We start from the raw sequence: 20,475 nt of genomic DNA on the forward strand, positions 1-20,475 counted from the left end.
TTACTAAATACTACCTTTACAGCATGAATTCAATTACATTACTATCGACTTTTCAGCAGGATTTTATAGAGGCGGGATGTGATGAGGCTGGGCGTGGATGTTTGGCGGGGCCGGTATTTGCGGCGGCAGTGATATTTCCGGCAGATTATTGTAATCCGGTATTGAATGATTCAAAGAAGCTATCTGAGAAAAAGCGCATGGAATTAAGGCCTGTCATCGAGAATGAAGCCATGGCTTATGCAGTAGCGAGTGTGTCGGCTGAAGAGATTGATAAAATCAATATCCATAAAGCTTCTTACCTCGCCATGCACAAAGCCTTGGATATGCTGGGCGTGAAGCCCGGCTTCCTGATCATTGATGGCAATAAGTTTATTCCTTATCCTAATGTTCCCCATTCATGCATCGTTAAGGGCGATGGCAAGTACCTGTCCATTGCAGCAGCTTCTATCTTAGCAAAGACCTATCGGGATGAGTATATGGAAAACATTGCGAATGATTATCCTGAGTATGATTGGATGCAGAATAAAGGTTATCCGACCATAAAACATAGACAAGCCGTCTTAAAACTGGGATTGACACCTCACCATAGAAAGACCTTTAGAGTTACTGAACCGCAGTTGACTTTGTTTTAGGGGGGATATATTTTCTCTCCCCTGGACTTCGGGGATCACCCTGGGCTTTGATTTATGGAACAGCACGACAGCATCCGATGGTTGAGCGGGATCCGGCTTCGCTCGATAGCCGTCGTAGTCGAGCACAACAACCAAAACACATAAAAAAGGAGATTCTCTAGACAAGAATCTCCTTTTTCTATACGTATAAGCCTATTTATTTAGCTTTTTCTTTTCTATGTTTTATGGACAACCATATTGCGAATCCTAGACCTAAAACCAGGCTTATCGACGCGATCAATGAAATGATATTGCTGATTCGCATAGAATCCGGTGCAAAAACAAATTCCACTTTGTGGTTTCCTCCCGGAAGAGATAAACCTCTCAACAGGTAATCTGTTCTGATGATTGGCACTTCTTCGCCATCAACGTAAGCTTTCCATCCTTTGTCATAGTAAATCTCCGAGAATACCGCAAAAACATTGTTTCCTGCTGAGTACTCATATTTCAATGTATCTGGATGGTAAGATGTCAATTTGATTTCAGCGTTATTCGGCTGACCAATAGATTTATCACCTAATTGACCTTTCAATCCTTCATTGACAATTGCTTCTTTTTTAGGATCGAAGGTTCCCAGAGCATCCATCTCCGCTTGGTTGCTATTCACAAATTTAATGTTGTTCACAAACCATGCATTTCCTAAAGCAGAACTTCTGCGTTGGATCCTATCCGAATTGTTGCTCTGATCTTTTGTAATGATATAACGGACATTCAACATATCCAATACATCTTCATTTAGGTTCCCATTGAACTGATGTTCCAATAATTCTTGGAAACGCATCAATTTAGCGGCATGATAACCACCGATACTTTTATGGAAGTACGATGCACTAGCATCATTGAAAGGACTGGTTGTCAAATCAAATACCCTATAAGAAAGGTCTTTGTCCAAATGGATCAATTGATCGACTTCTCTTTCAGGAATTGGTTTTTCATAGATGCCCTTATCTACAAAAGATTCTGTGTTTAAGTATCTCTTATCAACTGACCAAAGATCCACTAGCGTAATAACAGCTACTGCAGCGATCAAGATCCCTGCATTAAGTTTTTTCTTGACGAAAAACCAAACGAAAGCTAAGGTCAACACTACTATAAAGAAAGAACGCCAAGCATCATTTGAAGCCATATCTGCACGATCTTTCAGCAATGAATTTGCTAATTCACTCGCTAAACTTGGATCCTGAATAAATTGTTGCAGAGAAGCAATGTATTCCTGATGGTTTGACGTACGTAGAGAAAGCAGACTTGGCATCAAAGCAATAAGTAGACAGATTAAGGCTACGGCACAACCAGAATACAATACTTTTTTATCTAGGTCTTTGATTTCATTTCCGCGGGTAATAATCTCGTTCAATCCCATGATTGCAAGTAACGGGATCAAAACAGATGGAATTACCAATATTGATTCTACCGCCCTGAATTTGTTGTACATTGGGAAGTAGTCAAAGAACAGGTCAGAAATAAATGGTAAGTGACGACCAAAAGAAAGTAGAAGAGTCAGGGCAGTTGCTGCCAGAATCCACCATTTTAATCGGTCTCTTACCACAAATAGGGCTAGGACAAACAAGAAAATCACTCCTGCACCAAAATACCAAGGTCCAGAAGTAAATTGCTTCTCACCCCAATAGGTAGGGAATAGTCTGTTTGCATATTGAAGAGCTTCTTCTTTGGTAGCACCAAATTTCTCCAAGCTTTTTATGGTATTTGACTCTGCTGTTAATGTACCTCCAGAACGGCCGCCATAGGCATTTGGAATCAAGAAGGTAATATTTTCACCAATACCTTGGCTCCATGCATAGGCATATTCCTTATCCAGACCTGCAGCAGATTTACCAGAATCATCTGTTTTGCTGATATTGGCCTTGCCACGGATGGTCTCTTTGCTATATTCATAAGTCGGGAACAACACCGAGGCGTTTACCAAAATGGCGACAACCACCCCAACGAGCTGCAAACCTGTAGCTTTTAAGAAATTGTTCAGTTTTTTGTCGCGGATAGCATAATATAATTCAAATCCTACCAATACCAATAAGGCAAGGAAGAGGTAATAGGTCATTTGAATGTGGTTTGCCCTTAGTTCCAGCGCTAAGAACAGGGCCAGTAAACTGGGGCCCCAAAACTTACTGCCGCGGTAACAGAGGATAACCGAACCGATGATCGGTGCGAAATAGGCGATAGCATAGGCTTTATTGATGTGCCCAGCTTCGACATATATCATATTATAGGATGAAAACGCAAGGGCGACGGCACCAATGGCGGCGACCCAAGGTTTCATTCGCAATACGGTGAACAGGAAATAACCGCCCAAAAGGAACATCAACAAGACATCTGCTGGCGGAGGGAATATTGTCCTGATAGCCGGTCCGATATGGGTCGTGATATTATTGGCATGATCATACCAAATCTGATAGGTTGGCATTCCTCCGAACATGGAATTCGTCCATAATGGAGTTGTACCGTCTTTTTCTCTATAATCGAAAATTTCTTTCTGACTACCACGAGCTTGCATCACGTCACTTTGCAATAAGGTTTTGCCTTGCCATACGGGCGTAAAATAAAACACCACTAGAAGCAAGAAGATGCCTATAATGATTAAGTGATTCTGATTTTCCTTAAACCAAGTTTTCATCTAGTAATTAATAGGATTATTAATGATATAGCTCCAAAAATATAGAATAGAAGTGAGATTTGAGATAAGAGAAATGAGAAAGTTGAAATAAAACAAGAGAAGCTGATCGGATTGGACAGCTTCTTAGATTGATTAATTTTGTCTAGGGGAAGGATCTAGGCTAAAGTTTAATTTAGCCTTTCTGAATCAAATCTTTAATATTTGCAAGCTCTCCGAACAGGACGAGAAGATCGTTTTCCATTAATAAGGTGTCGGATTTTGCAATTCCCGAAGCCTCCTTATTTACCCGGGTTGAACCATCTTTTGTGGTTTCATTTTCTACATGGACCGTCGTAAGGACAATGACCTTGTATTTATTGGTCAGATCAGCTTCTTTTAGGGTCATTCCTACATATTTACTGGGCACTTTAGTTTCGATTATGCTGTATTTTTCAGATATCTTGAAGGAGTCTACAATATCAATATTATCCAAGCGCATCGCCAATCGCTCCGCAGCTTCTTCCTCAGGCATGATATATTCATCAATGTTCATGGCTTCCAATACCGTTTTCTGAAGGTCTGAAACAACTCGCCCGATGATTCTTTTTACTTTCAATTGTTTTAACAAGGCTACTGTCATCAGACTTGCCCCCTCTTCTTCACCTATCGCCACGATCACGGCATTACTTTCCCGCAAAGGCAATGAACTTACCGCATCGCGGTCGGTACTGTCCAGACACACAGTATGCGTAATTCGGTCCTTGGTCTGTTCAACAATGCTTATGTTTTTATCAGCCGCAATGACTTCATGACCTAGCTCGGTAAGGTGGATGGCTAAAGATCTCCCAAAGTGCCCTAATCCTAATACTATATATTTCATACTCTTAAAACAATACTTTTTCAGTTGGATAAATATAGCTTTTGTTCCTTGTGTTCTTGATGAATGCCACCAATAGGGTCAGCATCCCTACCCTACCTACAAACATGGTAAACATTAAAATGATTTTACTAGTTGCAGTTAATGATGAGGTAATCCCCAATGATAGTCCACAAGTGGTATATGCAGATACAGATTCAAACAACAGAGGAATCATCTGTTGGTTTGGATCCGAAAAGTTCAAAAGAATAAAACTCAATGTGATGGTCAGAACCGATAGCAAGATAATGGCGAATGCCTTATTGACAGATTCTGATGCGATTTTCCGTTTATATATTTCAATAGATTCCTTACCCTTGGCAAGAGCAACAATATTCATCAATGCGATTGCAATAGTGGTTACTTTTACCCCACCTCCTGTTGATCCTGGAGAAACCCCTATCCACATTAAGGTCACGAACATGATCAAAGTGGGAATATTGATAAAGTTCAGGTCCACACTATTAAATCCTGCAGACCGGGTGGAATTGGCCATGAAAATTGAGGTCACCCATCTTCCAAATGAGGATTTGTCAGCCATCAGGCTGTGATTTTGTTCCAGAACAAAGAATGATATTGTAGCAAGGATGATAACAGTAACATTACAGACTACAATAAACCTGGAATTGAACGAAAAAACCTGTGGTTTATATCGATAGTTTTTCTTTAGTATCAGCCTACGAACCATGGATTTTACTTTCTCTTGGACCCAGGTATATAGATTAAATATGGTACCAAAGCCGAACCCTCCCAAAATAAACATGGATGCAACCGCTAACTGGAAGTTATAATTGAAACGGTATTCATCGCTGGTCACTCCATCTTTAATAATGGTAAAACCGGCATTACAGAATCCTGAGATAGCATGGAAACAGGAAAAGAAGATCATCTCTCCCACGGAATCAAAGTATTTAGCCTCTAGGGACGCAAAAATCATGACCGCGCCTATCAATTCAAAAAGCAGTGTTATAAAGATGATGGTCAGTAAAGTGGAGATTACGGAATTCAGTTTGTTTTCTCCCAAAATCTCCCCAAACATCAATTGATTCTTAAAGGAAAACCCCCCTGAAAAGAAATAACCAAAGAACCCCGTAAAGGTCATAATCCCCAGACCGCCGACTTGGATCAATGCCATGATAACGGATTGTCCAAAAAGGGAAAAGTTGGTAGAAATATCGGTGGTGGAAAGTCCAGTGATACAAACGGCACTGGTTGCCATAAAAAAGGCATCGACAAAGCTTAATGGAGCTTCCAAAGTAGTTCTTGGCAGCATCAGTAGAAATGCACCTAGAATAATCAATCCCAAGAAACTGATGACAAACAATATGGTAGGATTGAAATAGAAATTATCAAAGAAAAGACTGTTCTTGGATAGTTCTGAGAGGAAGATAATGGCAATTCCGAGATATAGCCATTCATCTTTTGCGAACGTGGACAAGATCCCTCCTGTTAATCGGGAAATGGTGATCAGAAGAAAGTAGGCGCTGACCATGACCCCCGTGTAATGAGAGACATTGATCCGTCGAGCAACTAATATGGATGAGGCCGTTCGAATGATTTCAAAGAGGAAAAGTCCATAGTATAACGCCACAACTGCATTATCGGTCAACTTTGCAACTTCAGGGTCGGTAATATAACCCACATGAACAACCATCGTTGCGGCACTGATCAAACTGACATAGAAAACGATCTGATCTACGGTCTTCTTTTTATAACGAAATATATATTTTAGGAAGCTAAATATCGAATCCATCAAGTTACAAACATAGCAATATCATTCATTAATGAGCGCCTGATTAAAAAAAGCTTTCACGTGAAACTAATTTTTCTCTTCTTCTTTTTCTTTGTCTTTCTTTTTGAAAATTCCTTTGAAGAAATTACCTGTACGCTTGATTACACCTTTAGTTTCATCTACGACATCTTTTCCCTTTTCAGCTGCACCAAGCAGTTTTGCCTCTCTTTCTTTGCTGATACCCGCACATTGCTTGATACCATCCAAGAGACTTTGCCAAAGGGTTTTGAAGAAGGTGTGTTCTGGAACACGTTTATAATTTACCTTGCCAATATGGTATTTTTCATTGGCATCCGGGTTACTATCATTGATCAGGATATTATTGACAACAAAGGATAGGACTCCTTTTTTTGTTTTGCTCATTCCTGGATCTATGGCATTCATCAGGTTTAATTTTAGATGGTCGTAATCGAATCTAAAATCTCCCCAGTTTCTATAGTCGTTCGCCTGAAAATTAAAACTGATGCTTCTGATATTTCCTGATGCTATTTCAGCATTTAGCAATGGTGTCAAAATTTTATTGAAAGCAGGGGCTTGCATCCTGCCTAAAGAGCCTTTATAGGTGTGGAAGCCTTCCTTGCTAAGCATATCGAATCCAAACTGGATCTTAAGCAGCCCTGCATTCATGATCCTGGCCTGTAAATCCGCACGCATGAACTTATCCTTTGCCAACAATGTACTGTCATTGGTGACATTCGTCAATGTTCCTTTCGCATGGTTAAAGGTAATTATCCCCTCTTTATTGTATTTCGCAGAATGCTCACCGTACAGCACATCTACATTATCCACGAAAACGGTATCGATCCGGATAAGCTGTTTCACTTTCATCAGTTGCTGTTGGGGAGACTTCCCTATCTTTGAACTGCTTTTCTTGGGATATCTCTTATCATTATATAATGAAACGGAACCATTTTTTATCTGTACGTGCTGGGAAATGGTTTGTTGGTTATCAATCAGCTCCTTGAAGTCTAATTTCTCAAACCGCAAAGTATCAAATTTCATAACAGCCATGGTAATGTTCTCATTTCGAGCTTTGAAATACGCCGCTTTACTCATTTTTGGAGCATACTCTACCTTGGTCAACAAGACGTTTTGGTCACGGGTATTCATGATCAGGTGGTCAAACTTGGCTTTGTAAATACCGTTTGAAAGTTCGTACTCGAACTTTGGCACCTCTACTTCAACCATCTTGGTGTAGAACAGGCGGGTGGTATCATGGATTGAAGCTTGATCCACCAAAATATCATGCACCTTAATCCCGATACTATCTAGAAGGATATCGCTTGACTTGCCCTCTTCGATTTTCGAGAACTTAAATTTTACGTTATCTATGTTGATGTCACGAACATTGATGGAACTAAAGACATCTTTGATATTATCATAAAGCGTCTTCGACTGTTTTGGCTGAATGGTATCATTATAGGCGTGGCGTTCGGATATCATATGGATATCAGGTGAATCAAAATTGATTTCCTTGATGTATAGTTTTCTGTTCTTGATGACATCCCAGATATTGAACCTACGGACTTTCAAGGCAGCCAGTTTAATATGATAGCGGCTATTGGGGGCCTCTTTTGAGAGGACCATTTGACGATAGACAGCAGAATCAGGAATCAATTCTGCATTTTTAAGGGTGACATTCCCTAGGGCAACGTTAAGATCTAAATCATCGTATTTTAATGAATACAGACCGTCAGTAGCCTTAGAAACGGTTTCTTTCAGTTTCGTTTCAACAATAGGTTTCCAGTTTCGGCTATAATACCAGCCAATCCCCAAAATAGCCAAAATCAAGAAGGCTAAAATCCCAATAATCCATTTCCAAATAGGTTTCATAAAATTCAAAAAAACGGTTTATCCCCAGCTTGTGTTAATTCCTAACAACAATATAGCCAATATGTTTATTTACTGGACAAAATATTTAAAGAGAATTAAAACAACTAACTGAAAAAGAACAAAATAACTACAATTCTTTTGAAATAATTTGAAGGAATTAATTTCTATTGTTTTCATTATTGTAGATACTCAAGTAGCTATCGTACCGTGAGGGTTCAATCTCCCCATTTTCCAGAGCATCCAAAACGGCGCATCCCGGTTCATTGATATGTCTACAATTATGGAATTTACATTGATTGAGCAGGTTCCTCATTTCAGGGAAATAATGGGATAGTTCTTGGGGTTCGATATCTACAATTCCCAGCTCACGAATACCGGGAGTATCGATCAGTTTACCACCGAAAGGAAGGTCGATCATTTCTGCAAAGGTTGTGGTATGTTTTCCTTTGTCAGACCAATCCGAGATATTTCCTGTTTTGAGGTCAGATCCGGGGATAATGGCATTGATCAAAGTTGATTTACCCACCCCTGAGTGTCCTGAAATCAGGGTAATCTTATCCTTTAGGACTTCATTCAGGGTTTCGATGTTCTCCCTTTCTAGGGCTGAAACAGTGAAACAAGGGTAGCCAAGGTTTTCATATATGGCGATGTATTCTGCAAGGATCTCCAACCCTTCCTCAGAAAAAAGGTCTAATTTATTGAAGACAAGTGCTGCTGGAATACCATAGGCTTCCGCAGTAACCAGGAATCGATCAATAAAACCGGTCGACGTCGGCGGGGAGGCCAATGTAACAACTAAAAGTGCTAGATCTAGGTTTGCACCAATAATCTGGGTTTGCTTGGAAAGGTTGACAGACCTACGGATAATATAATTCTTCCTAGGTTCAAGCTTAGTAATAACAGCGCTTTGTTGGCCTTGTTCAATTTCAAACTCCACCCTATCCCCCACAGCAATGGGATTAGTTGTCTTTATGCCCTGAGTTCTGAATATTCCCTTTATCCGACATTCATATCTATTTCCATCATCACCCAAAACTTGGTACCAACTACCGGTAGATTTTGTTACAAGTCCGCGCATATCAATTTTCCATATTTATTAAAAATACAAGCAATCCCCGCAAAAATGGAAAAAAATAATTAATCTTTGCGTCTATTTGAATTTGTTAACTTTGTTATACAGGTAAAAAAACGAAGAATTTGAAAAAGTTATTTCTTTTAGACGGGATGGCATTGATTTACCGTGCATACTTCGCACTCAGTAAAACACCCCGCATTACATCATACGGACTAAATACAGGAGCTATCATGGGTTTTACCAATACCTTGCTCGATGTTTTAAATAATCAGAAACCTAGTCATATCGCTGTTGTATTCGATACAGCAGCACCTACCAACAGACATTTGGAATTTGAGGCTTATAAGGCTCAACGTGAGAAAATGCCTGAGGATCTGGCTGCTTCTATCCCTTATATTTTCCGCTTAATCGAGGGGTTTAACATCCCAATCATTACCATGGATGGTTTTGAGGCAGATGACATAATTGGAACCTTGGCAAAAAAAGGTGAACAGATGGACTATACGGTCTACTGTATGACTCCGGACAAAGATTTCGGTCAATTGGTATCTGAAAACATTTTCATCTATAAACCTGCCCGGATGGGCAATGGCGCTGAAACATTAGGCGTTGCGGAGATCTTGGAGAAATGGGAAATCAACAATGTCCATGAGGTGATCGATATTCTTGGTCTTTGGGGGGATGCCGTGGATAATATCCCTGGTATTCCGGGTATCGGTGAGAAAACCGCGAAAAAGCTAATCCAGGAATTCGGATCCATCGAAAACCTGATTCAGAATACGGATAAGCTGAAGGGTAAACTGAAAGAAAATGTAGAAAACCACGCTGAACAGGGCTTGATCTCTAAAAAACTTGCTACGATATTGCTGGATGTTCCGGTTGAGTTTGATGAAAAAGCATTGGAATTGGAGAAACCTAATAAAGAAGTTTTAGAACCTTTATTTGTGGAGTTGGAATTCAGGACTCTTGGGAAAAGAGTTTTTGGAGATGATTTCAGCATGATTGAAAATCCAAATTCGAAAGCCGGACAGATGGACCTATTTACAGTTCATGATGATGCCAACTTAGCGGGCTCAAAGAATAATCTCCCATCGGATACTGCTGAAGCTCCTGTTTTCACTAATCTTCAAAATACTGCACATCAGTATACATTGCTGGATAGCGAAGAAAAACAAAGAGAACTGGCTCTGCAATTATCAAAGGAGGAATCTTTCTGTTTTGACACAGAAACAACTGGTTTAGATGCTCTTCAAGCAGAATTGGTTGGGATATCATTTAGCACAAAGGCATTTGAAGGGTATTATATTCCGGTTAGTGCTGATCAAGCAGAGGCTCAGAAAACCGTTGATATATTCAAAGGCTTATTTGAAAATGAAAACATTAAAAAAATTGGCCAAAACCTGAAGTATGACATTCTGCTTCTATCTAGGTATGGAGTGGATGTGAAAGGTGAGTTTTTTGATACCATGCTCGCTCATTACCTAATTGATCCCGATACAAGACATAACATGGATTACCTATCGGAGACCTACTTAAACTATACGCCGGTTTCTATTACTGAATTGATTGGTACTAAAGGTAAAAACCAAGGTAATATGCGTGATGTGGATGTGGAATTGGTCAAAGAATACGCTTCTGAAGATGCAGACATCACTTTGCAATTAAAAAATAAGCTTGCTCCATTACTTGAAGAAACCTCTACCCTGGATTTAGCACAAAAAGTTGAATTCCCTTTATTAAAGGTATTGGCAGAAGTAGAAAGGAATGGGGTAAAGATCGATGTAGATACTTTGCATCAGTTCTCTACAGAAATTGAAAGGGATGTTAAGGTATTGGAACAACAGATTTATGAAAAAGCTGGAGTTACCTTTAATATTGCCTCTCCAAAGCAATTAGGTGAAGTATTATTTGATAAACTTCAATTGGATCCGAAAGCGAAAAAAACAAAAACTGGTCAATATAAAACTGGAGAAGATGTATTATTGGCATTGGCAAATAAATCCGATATCGTTCAAGATATCTTAGATTTCAGACAGCTTCAAAAGCTAAAATCTACATATGTCGATGCCCTTCCTAATTTGATCAATCCGAATACAGGTTTAATCCACACCTCCTATAATCAGGCTGTAGCGGCAACAGGTAGGTTAAGTTCAACCAATCCTAATTTGCAGAATATCCCAATCCGTACGGAAAGAGGAAGAGGGGTAAGAAAAGCATTTATCAGTCGAAATGAGAACTGGACCTTGCTTTCTGCCGATTATTCTCAGATTGAGCTCAGGATTATGGCTGAATTAAGTCAAGATGTAAATATGTTGGAGGCCTTTAAACAAGGACTCGATATTCACAAGGCTACTGCTGCCAGGGTGTACTCTGTATCGTTGGATGAAGTTAATTCTGACATGAGAAGGAATGCAAAGGCGGTCAACTTTGGGATTATCTATGGACAATCTGCATTTGGACTGTCACAAAACTTGGGGATTAGCCGTAAAGAAGCTGCGGAAATCATTGATCAGTACTTTACCCAATATACCGGTATCCGCAAATATATGGGCGAGGTGATTGAATTTGCCAAGGAAAACGGGTATGTGGAAACTATATTGAAAAGAAGGCGTTATTTAAGAGACATCAATTCTGCGAACATGACCGTGAGAGGTTTTGCGGAACGAAATGCCATTAATGCCCCTATCCAAGGATCGGCTGCAGATTTGATCAAAATCGCGATGATCAATATCCAAAAGGATATCGCAGAAAAAGGATTGGAAGGCAAAATGATCATGCAGGTGCATGATGAACTTGTGTTCGATGTCCCTAACCATGAAATTGATGAATTTAAAGCGATCATCGAAAACAGGATGAAAAACGCCATTGAAATGCAGGTTCCGATTGAAATAGAGATTGGTGAAGGGAAAAATTGGTTGGAAGCACATTAGACGCAATGAAAGTACTGAGCGGTATTTTTTTCTTGATGGTATTTTTCCTGAACACGTTTGGTCAGGACCGGAACCCTGTTTTTTTTGAAAAATCGGGAGAGAACCTGGTGCGCTTTTATTTTGACAGCAATTATTATCTGGTTGATAGGGACTGTGAATTCAAGAGCATTGAAAGGGTAGCAAGTTTTGACCCGGCAAGCAGTAGGTATATCGGTTCGTTTACAGATTTTGATCTTGATGGCAGACCCATTCTTGAAGGATCTTATGTGGATGGGAAAAAATCGGGCTATTTCAAGGCTTATCATCCCAATCGCTCCATTAAATGGGAAACCACTTTTGTAGATGACAGGCCTCAAGGTAATTGGAACTATTATTATCCCGATGGGGAATTGATGATGGTAGTTGAATTTGCTTCCGATTATGTAAAAATCAAGGAATTCATTGATACTCGCGGCAGAAAAGTTGTTGATGAAGGAAATGGAAGGTTTGAATTCAATGTTCCTTTCCAAGGCTATAATCCTTATGGCTATCCTTTTGTGAAACATAAAGGGAAATTAAGGGATGGCGTTCCCGATGGAATATGGCAGATTTATTATACGGCAGACAAACTATCGGATTTGGTTGCGGAAGAGGCTTATTATAGAGGGGTATTCAAATCTGGCTATGATATAATCAATGAAACCGAGTATTCTTCGCCAATTTTCAGTTTGCTCCCCGTTGAGAATTTCTTTAGGGCAGAAAAATTCATATCGAAAGCTTGTAATTATGATGAGATTGCTGGCTATAACAGCTATTTATCTGATTTTCTGACCCAACCTTTCAATTCTTTTGAATTAAGGAGTCCCATTGAAGATAATTTTGAATATAAGATTCAGGTGAGCAAGGATGGGAATCCCTCAAAATTGGAGATTATTGATGATGTTCCGAAGGAAATAAGTAGACCCTTCAGAATGGTCTTGAATTCTGTAGACAGATATATCCCTTCATTTGCAAATGGCGAATATATTGAAGATGAGATCACTGTAAAGGGAAAAGTATCGTCTGATGAGTCCGGAAAGATACAATTCCATAGCTTGAATATCGGTAGGAAGAATGAACCATAGGACATTTATACAGAATAATTATATTTGCACAAATATTTATTTATGAAATTTCACAAGGAAGGCTATACCAGTTTAGCATTAGTAGTATTATTTATTTTTATAATAAACGCCATTGCACATTATTATGATGCCGGCAGTGCTGTGAAATGGATCATTTATATTGTTTCAGCATTTTTGCTGATAACCATTATTCAATTTTTCAGAAGCCCTAACAAAACCATAACAATCGACGAGGGGGTTGTATTATGCCCTGCTGATGGAAAAGTGGTAGTTATTGAAGAAACGGAAGAAACTGAGTACTTGAAAGACCGTAGAATTCAGGTTTCGATTTTTATGTCTCCTGTCAATGTACATGTCAATAGAAACCCAGTGTCTGGAATTGTTTCCTTTTTCAAATACCATCCTGGGAAATTCTTGGTGGCTTGGCATCCGAAATCGTCCACTGACAACGAAAGGACAACTGTTGTTGTGAAAACCCAATCTGGAGTTGAAGTTTTGTTCCGCCAAATCGCTGGTGCAATGGCCAGAAGGATTGTTTGGTATGTGAAAGAAGGCCAAGAGGTGAAACAAGGTGAAGAGTTTGGATTTATTAAATTTGGATCCAGAGTGGATTTATTCTTGCCGCTAGATACAAAAATCAATGTAAATATTGGAGATAAGGTTACTGGCGGTAAATCTATTATTGCTCGATTTTAATCTCAATTGCTGAGACCACCTTTAATTAGGTAAGACATGAATTTTCGCACCCTAATACTTGTAATTAGTTTTGTTTTTTCCTTTACATTATCGGGAATGAACTATTATTATGAGAGGGATCTGCCTACTTTCACCTTTATTCTCATACTGAGCTTTGTCCTCTCCTTTAGCTTACTGAACTACGTTTTCCAAAAATTCGTGTATGAAAGGATCAAATCTGTATACAAATTGATCCATAACCTAAAGCTGGGCAAAGAGCTGAAGGATGCTTTGGGCGACCATAAATCCGAAGACCCAATTGGTGATGCCGAAAAGGAAGTGAGAGACTGGGCAAAACAAAAGACAATAGAAATTAACCAATTAAAAGCTCAGGAAAAGTTCCGAAAAGAATTTCTTTCTAATATTTCGCACGAATTCAAAACCCCTCTGTTTGCCATCCAAGGGTATATTGAAACCTTGCAGGATGGCATGATCGATGACAATCCTGAAATGGCTGTTAATTTTTTAAATAAAGCTTCTCGAAACCTGGATCGGTTGAGCTATTTAATTCATGATCTAGATGAAATAGCTAAGCTGGAATCTGGCGAAATATCCATTTTGATAGAAAAATTTGACCTCCTTGCATTAATTAAGGAGACGATCGATGATTTGGAATATAAAGCCAAAGAAAATAATATTACGCTTGTTTTTAATCCTAAAGGCAATAATCCCATACAGGTAAAGGCTGATAGAAAGAAAATTCAACAGGTTTTAATCAATCTCATTGACAATTCAATCAAATATGGGTCTAAAGGAGGTAAAACAAATATCAAGGTTCACTTATTAATAGATCAGGTCCTGATTGAAATTACAGATAACGGCCAAGGTATTGAGGAGAAAAATCTACCGAGAGTATTTGAGCGATTTTTCAGGACGGATAAAAGTAGATCTCGGGATATCGGAGGATCAGGATTAGGTCTTGCAATCGTTAAACATATCATAGAGGCGCATCAGCAAAATGTGCACGTCAGAAGCACGGAAGGCATTGGTACCACCTTTTCTTTTACCCTCGAGAAGGCCTAATTTAAGCGATTTATTAAAACTTAACATTAACTTAACATTAAGTGCATAATTTTGCGCTACTAAAAATACGAGTTATGTCTCTAAATAGCATTTTTCAATATTTTGTCCCAAAGGACAAGAAATTTTTCCCATTGTTTGAACAAGCCGGATCAAATTTAATTGACATGGCCAAGCTTTTAAAAGAAAGCGTTCATACGACAGATTTTCAGCTTAGAAAAGATAACTCTAAATTGCTGGAGGATCTAGAGCACAAAGGGGACAATCTAACCCATCAGATTCATTTGGAATTAGGAAAGAACTTTATCACACCATTTGACAGGGAGGATATCCACGCATTGGCCAGTTCATTAGACGATGTGGCGGACTTTATCCATGGTGCTTCCAATAGAATGGAGCTCTATAAGGTCACTGAACCTAGTGAAGCCATGAAAGAGATTTCAAGCTTGATCCTTGAAGCAACGGAACATGTTGCAAAAGCACTATTTGAGCTAAAAGACCTTAAGAACATCAGGAACATTACTGATTCATGTGTACGCATCAACAGTGTGGAAAATAAAGCTGACTATATTTTTGACAAAGCTGTCGCCGAATTATTTGAGTATGAAAAAGATGCAATCAACCTGATCAAGAACAAAGAAGTTTTATCTGCAATGGAAGATGCGACAGATAAATGTGAGGATGTTGCCAATGTATTGGAAAGTATTCTTGTGAAGAACGCTTAATTTATTAAATAAGAACTCACAACAATATTAAATTATGGGTATAACCACATTATTAATTGTCGTAATTGTTTTAGCTATTGCGTTTGACTACATCAATGGATTCCATGATGCAGCCAACTCCATAGCGACTATCGTATCGACCAAAGTATTGACCCCGTTCATGGCAGTACTATGGGCAGCCTTGTTCAACTTTGTTGCTTATTTTGTTTTCACCGATCATAAAGTGGCCAATACGATCGCCAAAACGGTCATTGAAGAATATATCACCCTCGAGGTAATATTTGCGGGCTTGGTGGCAGCTATTGCCTGGAACCTTTTTACCTGGTATTATGGTATCCCGTCTAGTTCCAGCCATACATTAATTGGAGGTTTTGCTGGATCGGGGATGGCCTATGCTTTGTTTTTAGGAGCAAACCCAATGGAAGCTATCAATTTAAGTGCAACATTGAAAATTGTTTCCTTTATTGTATTGGCACCATTGGTAGGTATGACAATATCGATCATCATTACTTTGATCATTATCAATGTCTGTAAAAAAGCTAGACCTGCAGTTGCCGAGAAATGGTTCAAAATCCTGCAATTGGTCTCATCGGCAGGATTGAGTTTTGCTCATGGTGGTAACGATGCGCAAAAGGTCATGGGCATTATTGCAACCGCCCTAATCGCTCAGGGTGTAATCGGAAGTTTTGAAGAAATGCCTGAGTGGGTTCCATTAGCCTGTTATTTTGCGATCGCAGCAGGAACGATGAGTGGAGGATGGAAAATCGTAAAGACAATGGGTACAAAAATTACAAAAGTGACTCCTTTAGAAGGTGTAAGTGCTGAAACAGCAGGTGCAATAACCTTAGGTATTACAGAACATTTTGGTATTCCGGTTTCAACGACCCATACAATCACTGGTTCGATAATCGGGGTGGGTATAGTAAAAAGAGTTTCAGCCGTTCGTTGGGGAGTAACCATCAGTTTATTATGGGCCTGGATATTAACTATCCCTGTCAGTGCACTGTTAGGCGGGTTAACCCTTGCTATAATTCATTATATCTTGTAGTAAAAATCATACAGACCAAAGGTATTGTGCTCATATTTATTGACAATTAATAAAGTTTTGATAAAAAATTTGTGTTATTTAATGTTAATAAGTATTTTTACGCGGCAAAAGGACCTATGGATTTCATGGAAAAAGGGCTTTTTGCAATTTAACATTTTTTGGCACCGTTATTGTTAAGTTATGTTAAATTGATTTTTACAATTAGAAACAATTAAAAATTTTAATAACCTTAAAAAAAAGAGTATGAACTATTCTACAATTAAAAAAACAGCTGTTGCAGCTTCTTTAGTAGCCGCTTTAGGTTTCGCTGAAACTGCACAAGCACAAACCCCAACTGTATTTGGTGGTAGATCACAATACAGAACTTGGTCAATTGGTGTTCAAGGTGGTATCACTACTCCAAACACTATTTTAGGTGGCCAAAACGGTTTCGGACAACGCGTTGGATATTTCCAAAACAAAGTTGGTGAATACTATGGTTTGACTATCCGTAAGCAATTCTCTCACCTATTCGGTTTAGAATTAGAAGGTAACCGTGGTCGTATCAAAACTTACAACCATGATTTAGTAACAGCTCCAGAAACTTCTAACGGCGCAAGATCTGCTGAGACTTCAGTTAACTGGGCAGCTAGCTTAAATGGTGTATTCCAATTAGGTACTATCGACTTCATGAGAAGAGAAAACGCTGTTAACTTCTACGCTAAAGTTGGTTTAGGTGTTATGGCTCATAACCCAGTTCAATTCGCTAACAACGATTTCACTGGTACTGAAGTTTACAACAACGAAGGTAAATGGGGTCAGGAAATTTTCGGTGACCGTGAGGCTACTGGAGACCGTGACAACCGTTTAACTGGATATATCCCAGTTGGTGTTGGTGTTAAATTCAAGTTATCTGAAGTTGTTGCCTTGAACTTAGGTTACACAATGAACTTCACTGATGATAACTTATTATACGGACCGGTTCGTTACGACGGAAAACAAAAATTCTCTAACGTATATGGTGGCTTAGAGTTCACTTTAGGTTCTCGTGATAAAGAAAGCTTAACGTTCACTAACCCTGTTGCTACATTATATGATGAGTTGAAAGACCCTTCATTACGTAACGAAGTTGAAGCATTGAAACAACGCGTATCTACTTTAGAAGGTACAGTTGATCAATTAAGCAAAGACTCTGATGGTGACGGCGTATCTGACAAATTTGACAAATGTCCAGGAACTCCTGCTGGTACAGTAGTTGATGGTTCTGGATGTCCAATCAAATTCCCTGAGCCTCAGCAATTAACTGACGGAACTACTTCAGGATACTTTGCTCCAATTCAATTCGAATTTGATAGCTCAGTATTGAAAACTGAATCTTACTCTACTTTAGATAAATTAGCTAAAGAATTGAAAGACAGTAACGGTTCTGTTTCATTAGATGGTTATGCATCTGCTGAAGGTACAGAAGCTTACAACATGAACTTATCAAAAGACCGTGCTAATGCAGTAAAACAATACTTAGTTAACGCTGGAGTATCTGCATCAAGCATCAACGCTACAGGATACGGTGAAGCTAACCCAGTTGCTTCAAACGATACTGAAGAAGGTCGTGTTCAAAACCGTCGTGTTGAGATCAAAAAATAATTGTTAGAAATAACAATTTGAAATAACAAAAGCCAGCTGTTTAGCTGGCTTTTTTGTTGTTATACACAGTATTTACAATATAATTACTTAATTAACTTTACATTTGCAGACCAACCCAGTCTAAAATGTGAATATGTTGAAAACAATTACATATTCTAATGTTCAAAAAATAGTATTTTCATTTAGGAATTGGAGAGTACGAATAAATTTTAAGGAGGAGAATAATGGAAGAAGATTTTGAATTTGGAACCCCGGAAGAACAAAAATTTTCAGTGGATCGTTATGAGGAAATGCTTCGAAATGAAGACCAGTACTTTTTTGACGCAAAAGCCTTTGAAAGCATTATCGACTATTACATCACCAACAATGATCCAATAAAAGCTTTACAAGTAATAGAATTTGCATCTGCCCAACACCCTTTCGAAACCTCGTTCATAATCAAGAAAGCTCAGCTTCTCGCTTCCACTCTACAGTATGAACCTGCATTGGAGGCATTAAGTAAAGCGGAATTACTGGAACCGTCCGAAGGTGACATCTATTTGATAAAAGGGACAATCCTATCTGCCCTTCAGGAACATCACCTGGCCGAAGAAAACTTCTTCAAGGCTTTGAAACTTAGCGATGCTAAAGATGAGGTCTATTATCAAATCGCGGGCCTATACCAACTTCAAGGGGCTTATGAAAAAGCCATTGCATATTTAAAAAAATCATTACAAGCAAATAAAGACAATCAGGATGCGCTCTACGAAATAGCATTTTGCTATGATGTATTGGAACAACAACAAGAAAGTATTCAGTTCTACAACCAATATATCGATACGGATCCATATTCCTATGCTGCTTGGTACAATCTAGGTAACGCTTACCACAAGTTAGGTGATTTTGGAGCTGCGATTGATGCTTATGATTATGCCATCTTGATCAATGAGAATTTTTCATCGGCTTATTTCAATAAAGGTAACGCCTTGGTAAACCTAGACAGGTATTCGGAAGCCATTGATGTCTATAAACAGACCTTCGAGCACGAAACTCCAAATGCGGATACTTACTGTGCAATTGGAGAATGCTATGAAAAGTTAGAACAGATGGATGAAGCACGCCAATATTACAAGAAGGCTGTAAAACTTGACGGCAATCAAAGTGATGCCTGGTTTGGTATTGGGGTTACACTGGATTTTGAAGAACGATATTTCGAATCACTGCATTTTTATAAGAAAGCGTTAGAGATCGACGATGAGAATCCAGATTATTGGTTTGCGATTGCTGACGCTCGCTATAAATTGAAACAATTTGATCAATCTATAGAGGCTTATTCAAAAGTTGTGGAGTTAAACCCAACCGATGCAGAAGCTTGGTTGGATTATTCCTCTTTACTGTTTGAGCAAACCAGGCTCGACGAGGCTATTGAGGTCATTTCAGAAGCGATCAAATGTAGCCCGGATGAGGCAACATTATATTACAGAATGGTAGCTTATATGTTCGCCGCAGGAAAATATACAGAAGCATTAAGTTTCTTGGAACTCGCATTAAACGTTGATCCAGAGAAACATTACATTTTATTTGAATACCTGCCACAATTACAGGGGAACCAAGTAATCGTAGATATTATCAAAAAATATACAGAAGGACGATGAAGCAATTAGGGTTAATAGGCTATCCACTCGGCCATTCATTTTCCAAAAAATATTATTTAGAAAAATTCAGAATCGAGGGTATAGAAAATATTGATTATGATCTATACCCTCTATCAACTATCCAGGAATTCCCAAGCCTTTACCAAGATAACCCGGAGTTTTACGGCGTAAATGTCACCATTCCCTATAAACAGGAGGTGATGCGTTATTTGACAGACCTTTCAGTGGAGGCAAGAGAAATTGGTGCCGTGAATTGCATTCAAATCCGTCACGAAAGTGACGGCATAAAACTAACAGGCTTCAACACGGATGCCCACGGATTTGAAAAATCATTAGAACCTCTATTGAAACCCAACCATAACAGAGCATTAATATTCGGTAATGGAGGAGCTACTAAAGCTGTTGCTTATTCTTTGAAAAAACTTGGCATCGAATATAGGATCGTAAGTAGGACCAAGACCCAATACAACCTTTCCTACGATGACCTTTCGGAAGAGTTAGTTCAAAACTCTCCACTATTAATTAATTGCACCCCATTGGGGACGTTCCCCAAGACGGGTGAATGTCCTGCACTTCCATACGGAGCAATTTCAAGTGATCATTTATTGTATGACCTTATTTACAATCCTGAAGAAACTTTATTCTTAAAAAAAGGGAAAGAAAGAGGGGCCGCCATCAAAAATGGTTATGAAATGCTGGTCTTGCAAGCAGAAAAAAACTGGGAAATCTGGAATCAATAGGAAAAGCCCAATTGCTTAGAAA

Annotated in this window: 15 protein-coding genes; 10 read left to right on the plus strand and 5 right to left on the minus strand. The window is 38.9% G+C overall.

The window, feature by feature from the left end; genetic code table 11:
* Positions 1-23 precede the first annotated feature (23 nt).
* Positions 24-632: a ribonuclease HII gene (locus CKW03_RS19230; protein ID WP_093099615.1), complete on the plus strand. Its 609-nt coding sequence runs from the start codon at positions 24-26 to the stop codon at positions 630-632.
* Positions 633-828: 196 nt separating this feature from the next.
* Here CKW03_RS19230 and CKW03_RS19235 read toward each other — a convergent pair whose 3' ends face one another.
* The 5 genes from CKW03_RS19235 to rsgA all read right to left on the minus strand — a co-directional run bounded on the left by CKW03_RS19235 (position 829) and on the right by rsgA (position 8,898).
* The gene (locus tag CKW03_RS19235; protein WP_093099617.1) at positions 829-3,300 is read right to left on the minus strand and encodes a YfhO family protein; all 2,472 of its coding nucleotides are present in this window, start codon (positions 3,298-3,300) and stop codon (positions 829-831) included.
* 172 nt (positions 3,301-3,472) lie between these two features.
* A complete protein-coding gene (locus CKW03_RS19240) occupies positions 3,473-4,159 on the minus strand; it encodes a potassium channel family protein (protein WP_093099619.1) in 687 nt (228 codons plus the stop codon).
* A gap of 4 nt (positions 4,160-4,163) precedes the next feature.
* Positions 4,164-5,948, minus strand: a complete 1,785-nt coding sequence (locus CKW03_RS19245; RefSeq protein WP_236736538.1) for a TrkH family potassium uptake protein — start codon at positions 5,946-5,948, stop codon at positions 4,164-4,166.
* A 66-nt stretch (positions 5,949-6,014) separates the two neighbouring features.
* Positions 6,015-7,820 carry an AsmA family protein gene (locus CKW03_RS19250; RefSeq protein ID WP_093099621.1) on the minus strand — a complete coding sequence of 602 codons (1,806 nt, stop codon included), beginning with the start codon at positions 7,818-7,820 and terminating at the stop codon, positions 6,015-6,017.
* A gap of 157 nt (positions 7,821-7,977) precedes the next feature.
* Entirely contained in the window at positions 7,978-8,898 is a 921-nt protein-coding gene (rsgA, locus tag CKW03_RS19255) for a ribosome small subunit-dependent GTPase A (RefSeq protein WP_093099623.1), read from the minus strand.
* Positions 8,899-9,017: 119 nt separating this feature from the next.
* On the opposite strand from rsgA, the gene polA reads away from it, so the two are divergent.
* The 9 genes from polA to CKW03_RS19300 all read left to right on the plus strand — a co-directional run bounded on the left by polA (position 9,018) and on the right by CKW03_RS19300 (position 20,453).
* Positions 9,018-11,825, plus strand: coding sequence for a DNA polymerase I (gene polA / locus CKW03_RS19260; RefSeq protein WP_093099625.1), 2,808 nt, complete (start codon positions 9,018-9,020; stop codon positions 11,823-11,825).
* 5 nt (positions 11,826-11,830) lie between these two features.
* Positions 11,831-12,928 (plus strand): toxin-antitoxin system YwqK family antitoxin, encoded by a 1,098-nt coding sequence (locus CKW03_RS19265; RefSeq protein WP_093099627.1) that lies wholly within the window; start codon positions 11,831-11,833, stop codon positions 12,926-12,928.
* A 42-nt stretch (positions 12,929-12,970) separates the two neighbouring features.
* Positions 12,971-13,624, plus strand: a complete 654-nt coding sequence (locus CKW03_RS19270) for a phosphatidylserine decarboxylase family protein (RefSeq protein WP_093099628.1) — start codon at positions 12,971-12,973, stop codon at positions 13,622-13,624.
* A 36-nt stretch (positions 13,625-13,660) separates the two neighbouring features.
* A complete protein-coding gene (locus CKW03_RS19275) occupies positions 13,661-14,686 on the plus strand; it encodes a sensor histidine kinase (protein ID WP_093099630.1) in 1,026 nt (341 codons plus the stop codon).
* A 74-nt stretch (positions 14,687-14,760) separates the two neighbouring features.
* A complete protein-coding gene (locus tag CKW03_RS19280) occupies positions 14,761-15,408 on the plus strand; it encodes a DUF47 domain-containing protein (RefSeq protein WP_093099631.1) in 648 nt (215 codons plus the stop codon).
* Positions 15,409-15,442: 34 nt separating this feature from the next.
* Positions 15,443-16,456: an inorganic phosphate transporter gene (locus tag CKW03_RS19285; protein WP_093099633.1), complete on the plus strand. Its 1,014-nt coding sequence runs from the start codon at positions 15,443-15,445 to the stop codon at positions 16,454-16,456.
* A gap of 243 nt (positions 16,457-16,699) precedes the next feature.
* The gene (locus CKW03_RS19290; protein ID WP_093099635.1) at positions 16,700-18,079 is read left to right on the plus strand and encodes an OmpA family protein; all 1,380 of its coding nucleotides are present in this window, start codon (positions 16,700-16,702) and stop codon (positions 18,077-18,079) included.
* 224 nt (positions 18,080-18,303) lie between these two features.
* Positions 18,304-19,713 carry a tetratricopeptide repeat protein gene (locus CKW03_RS19295; protein ID WP_093099637.1) on the plus strand — a complete coding sequence of 470 codons (1,410 nt, stop codon included), beginning with the start codon at positions 18,304-18,306 and terminating at the stop codon, positions 19,711-19,713.
* Positions 19,710-20,453: a shikimate dehydrogenase family protein gene (locus CKW03_RS19300; RefSeq protein ID WP_093099639.1), complete on the plus strand. Its 744-nt coding sequence runs from the start codon at positions 19,710-19,712 to the stop codon at positions 20,451-20,453. The genes CKW03_RS19295 and CKW03_RS19300 overlap by 4 nt, the downstream gene beginning before the upstream one ends.
* Positions 20,454-20,475 lie beyond the last annotated feature (22 nt).

Origin of the sequence: Sphingobacterium mizutaii, assembly GCF_900187125.1 — a bacterium.
GTDB classification, from domain to species: Bacteria; Bacteroidota; Bacteroidia; order Sphingobacteriales; family Sphingobacteriaceae; genus Sphingobacterium; species Sphingobacterium mizutaii.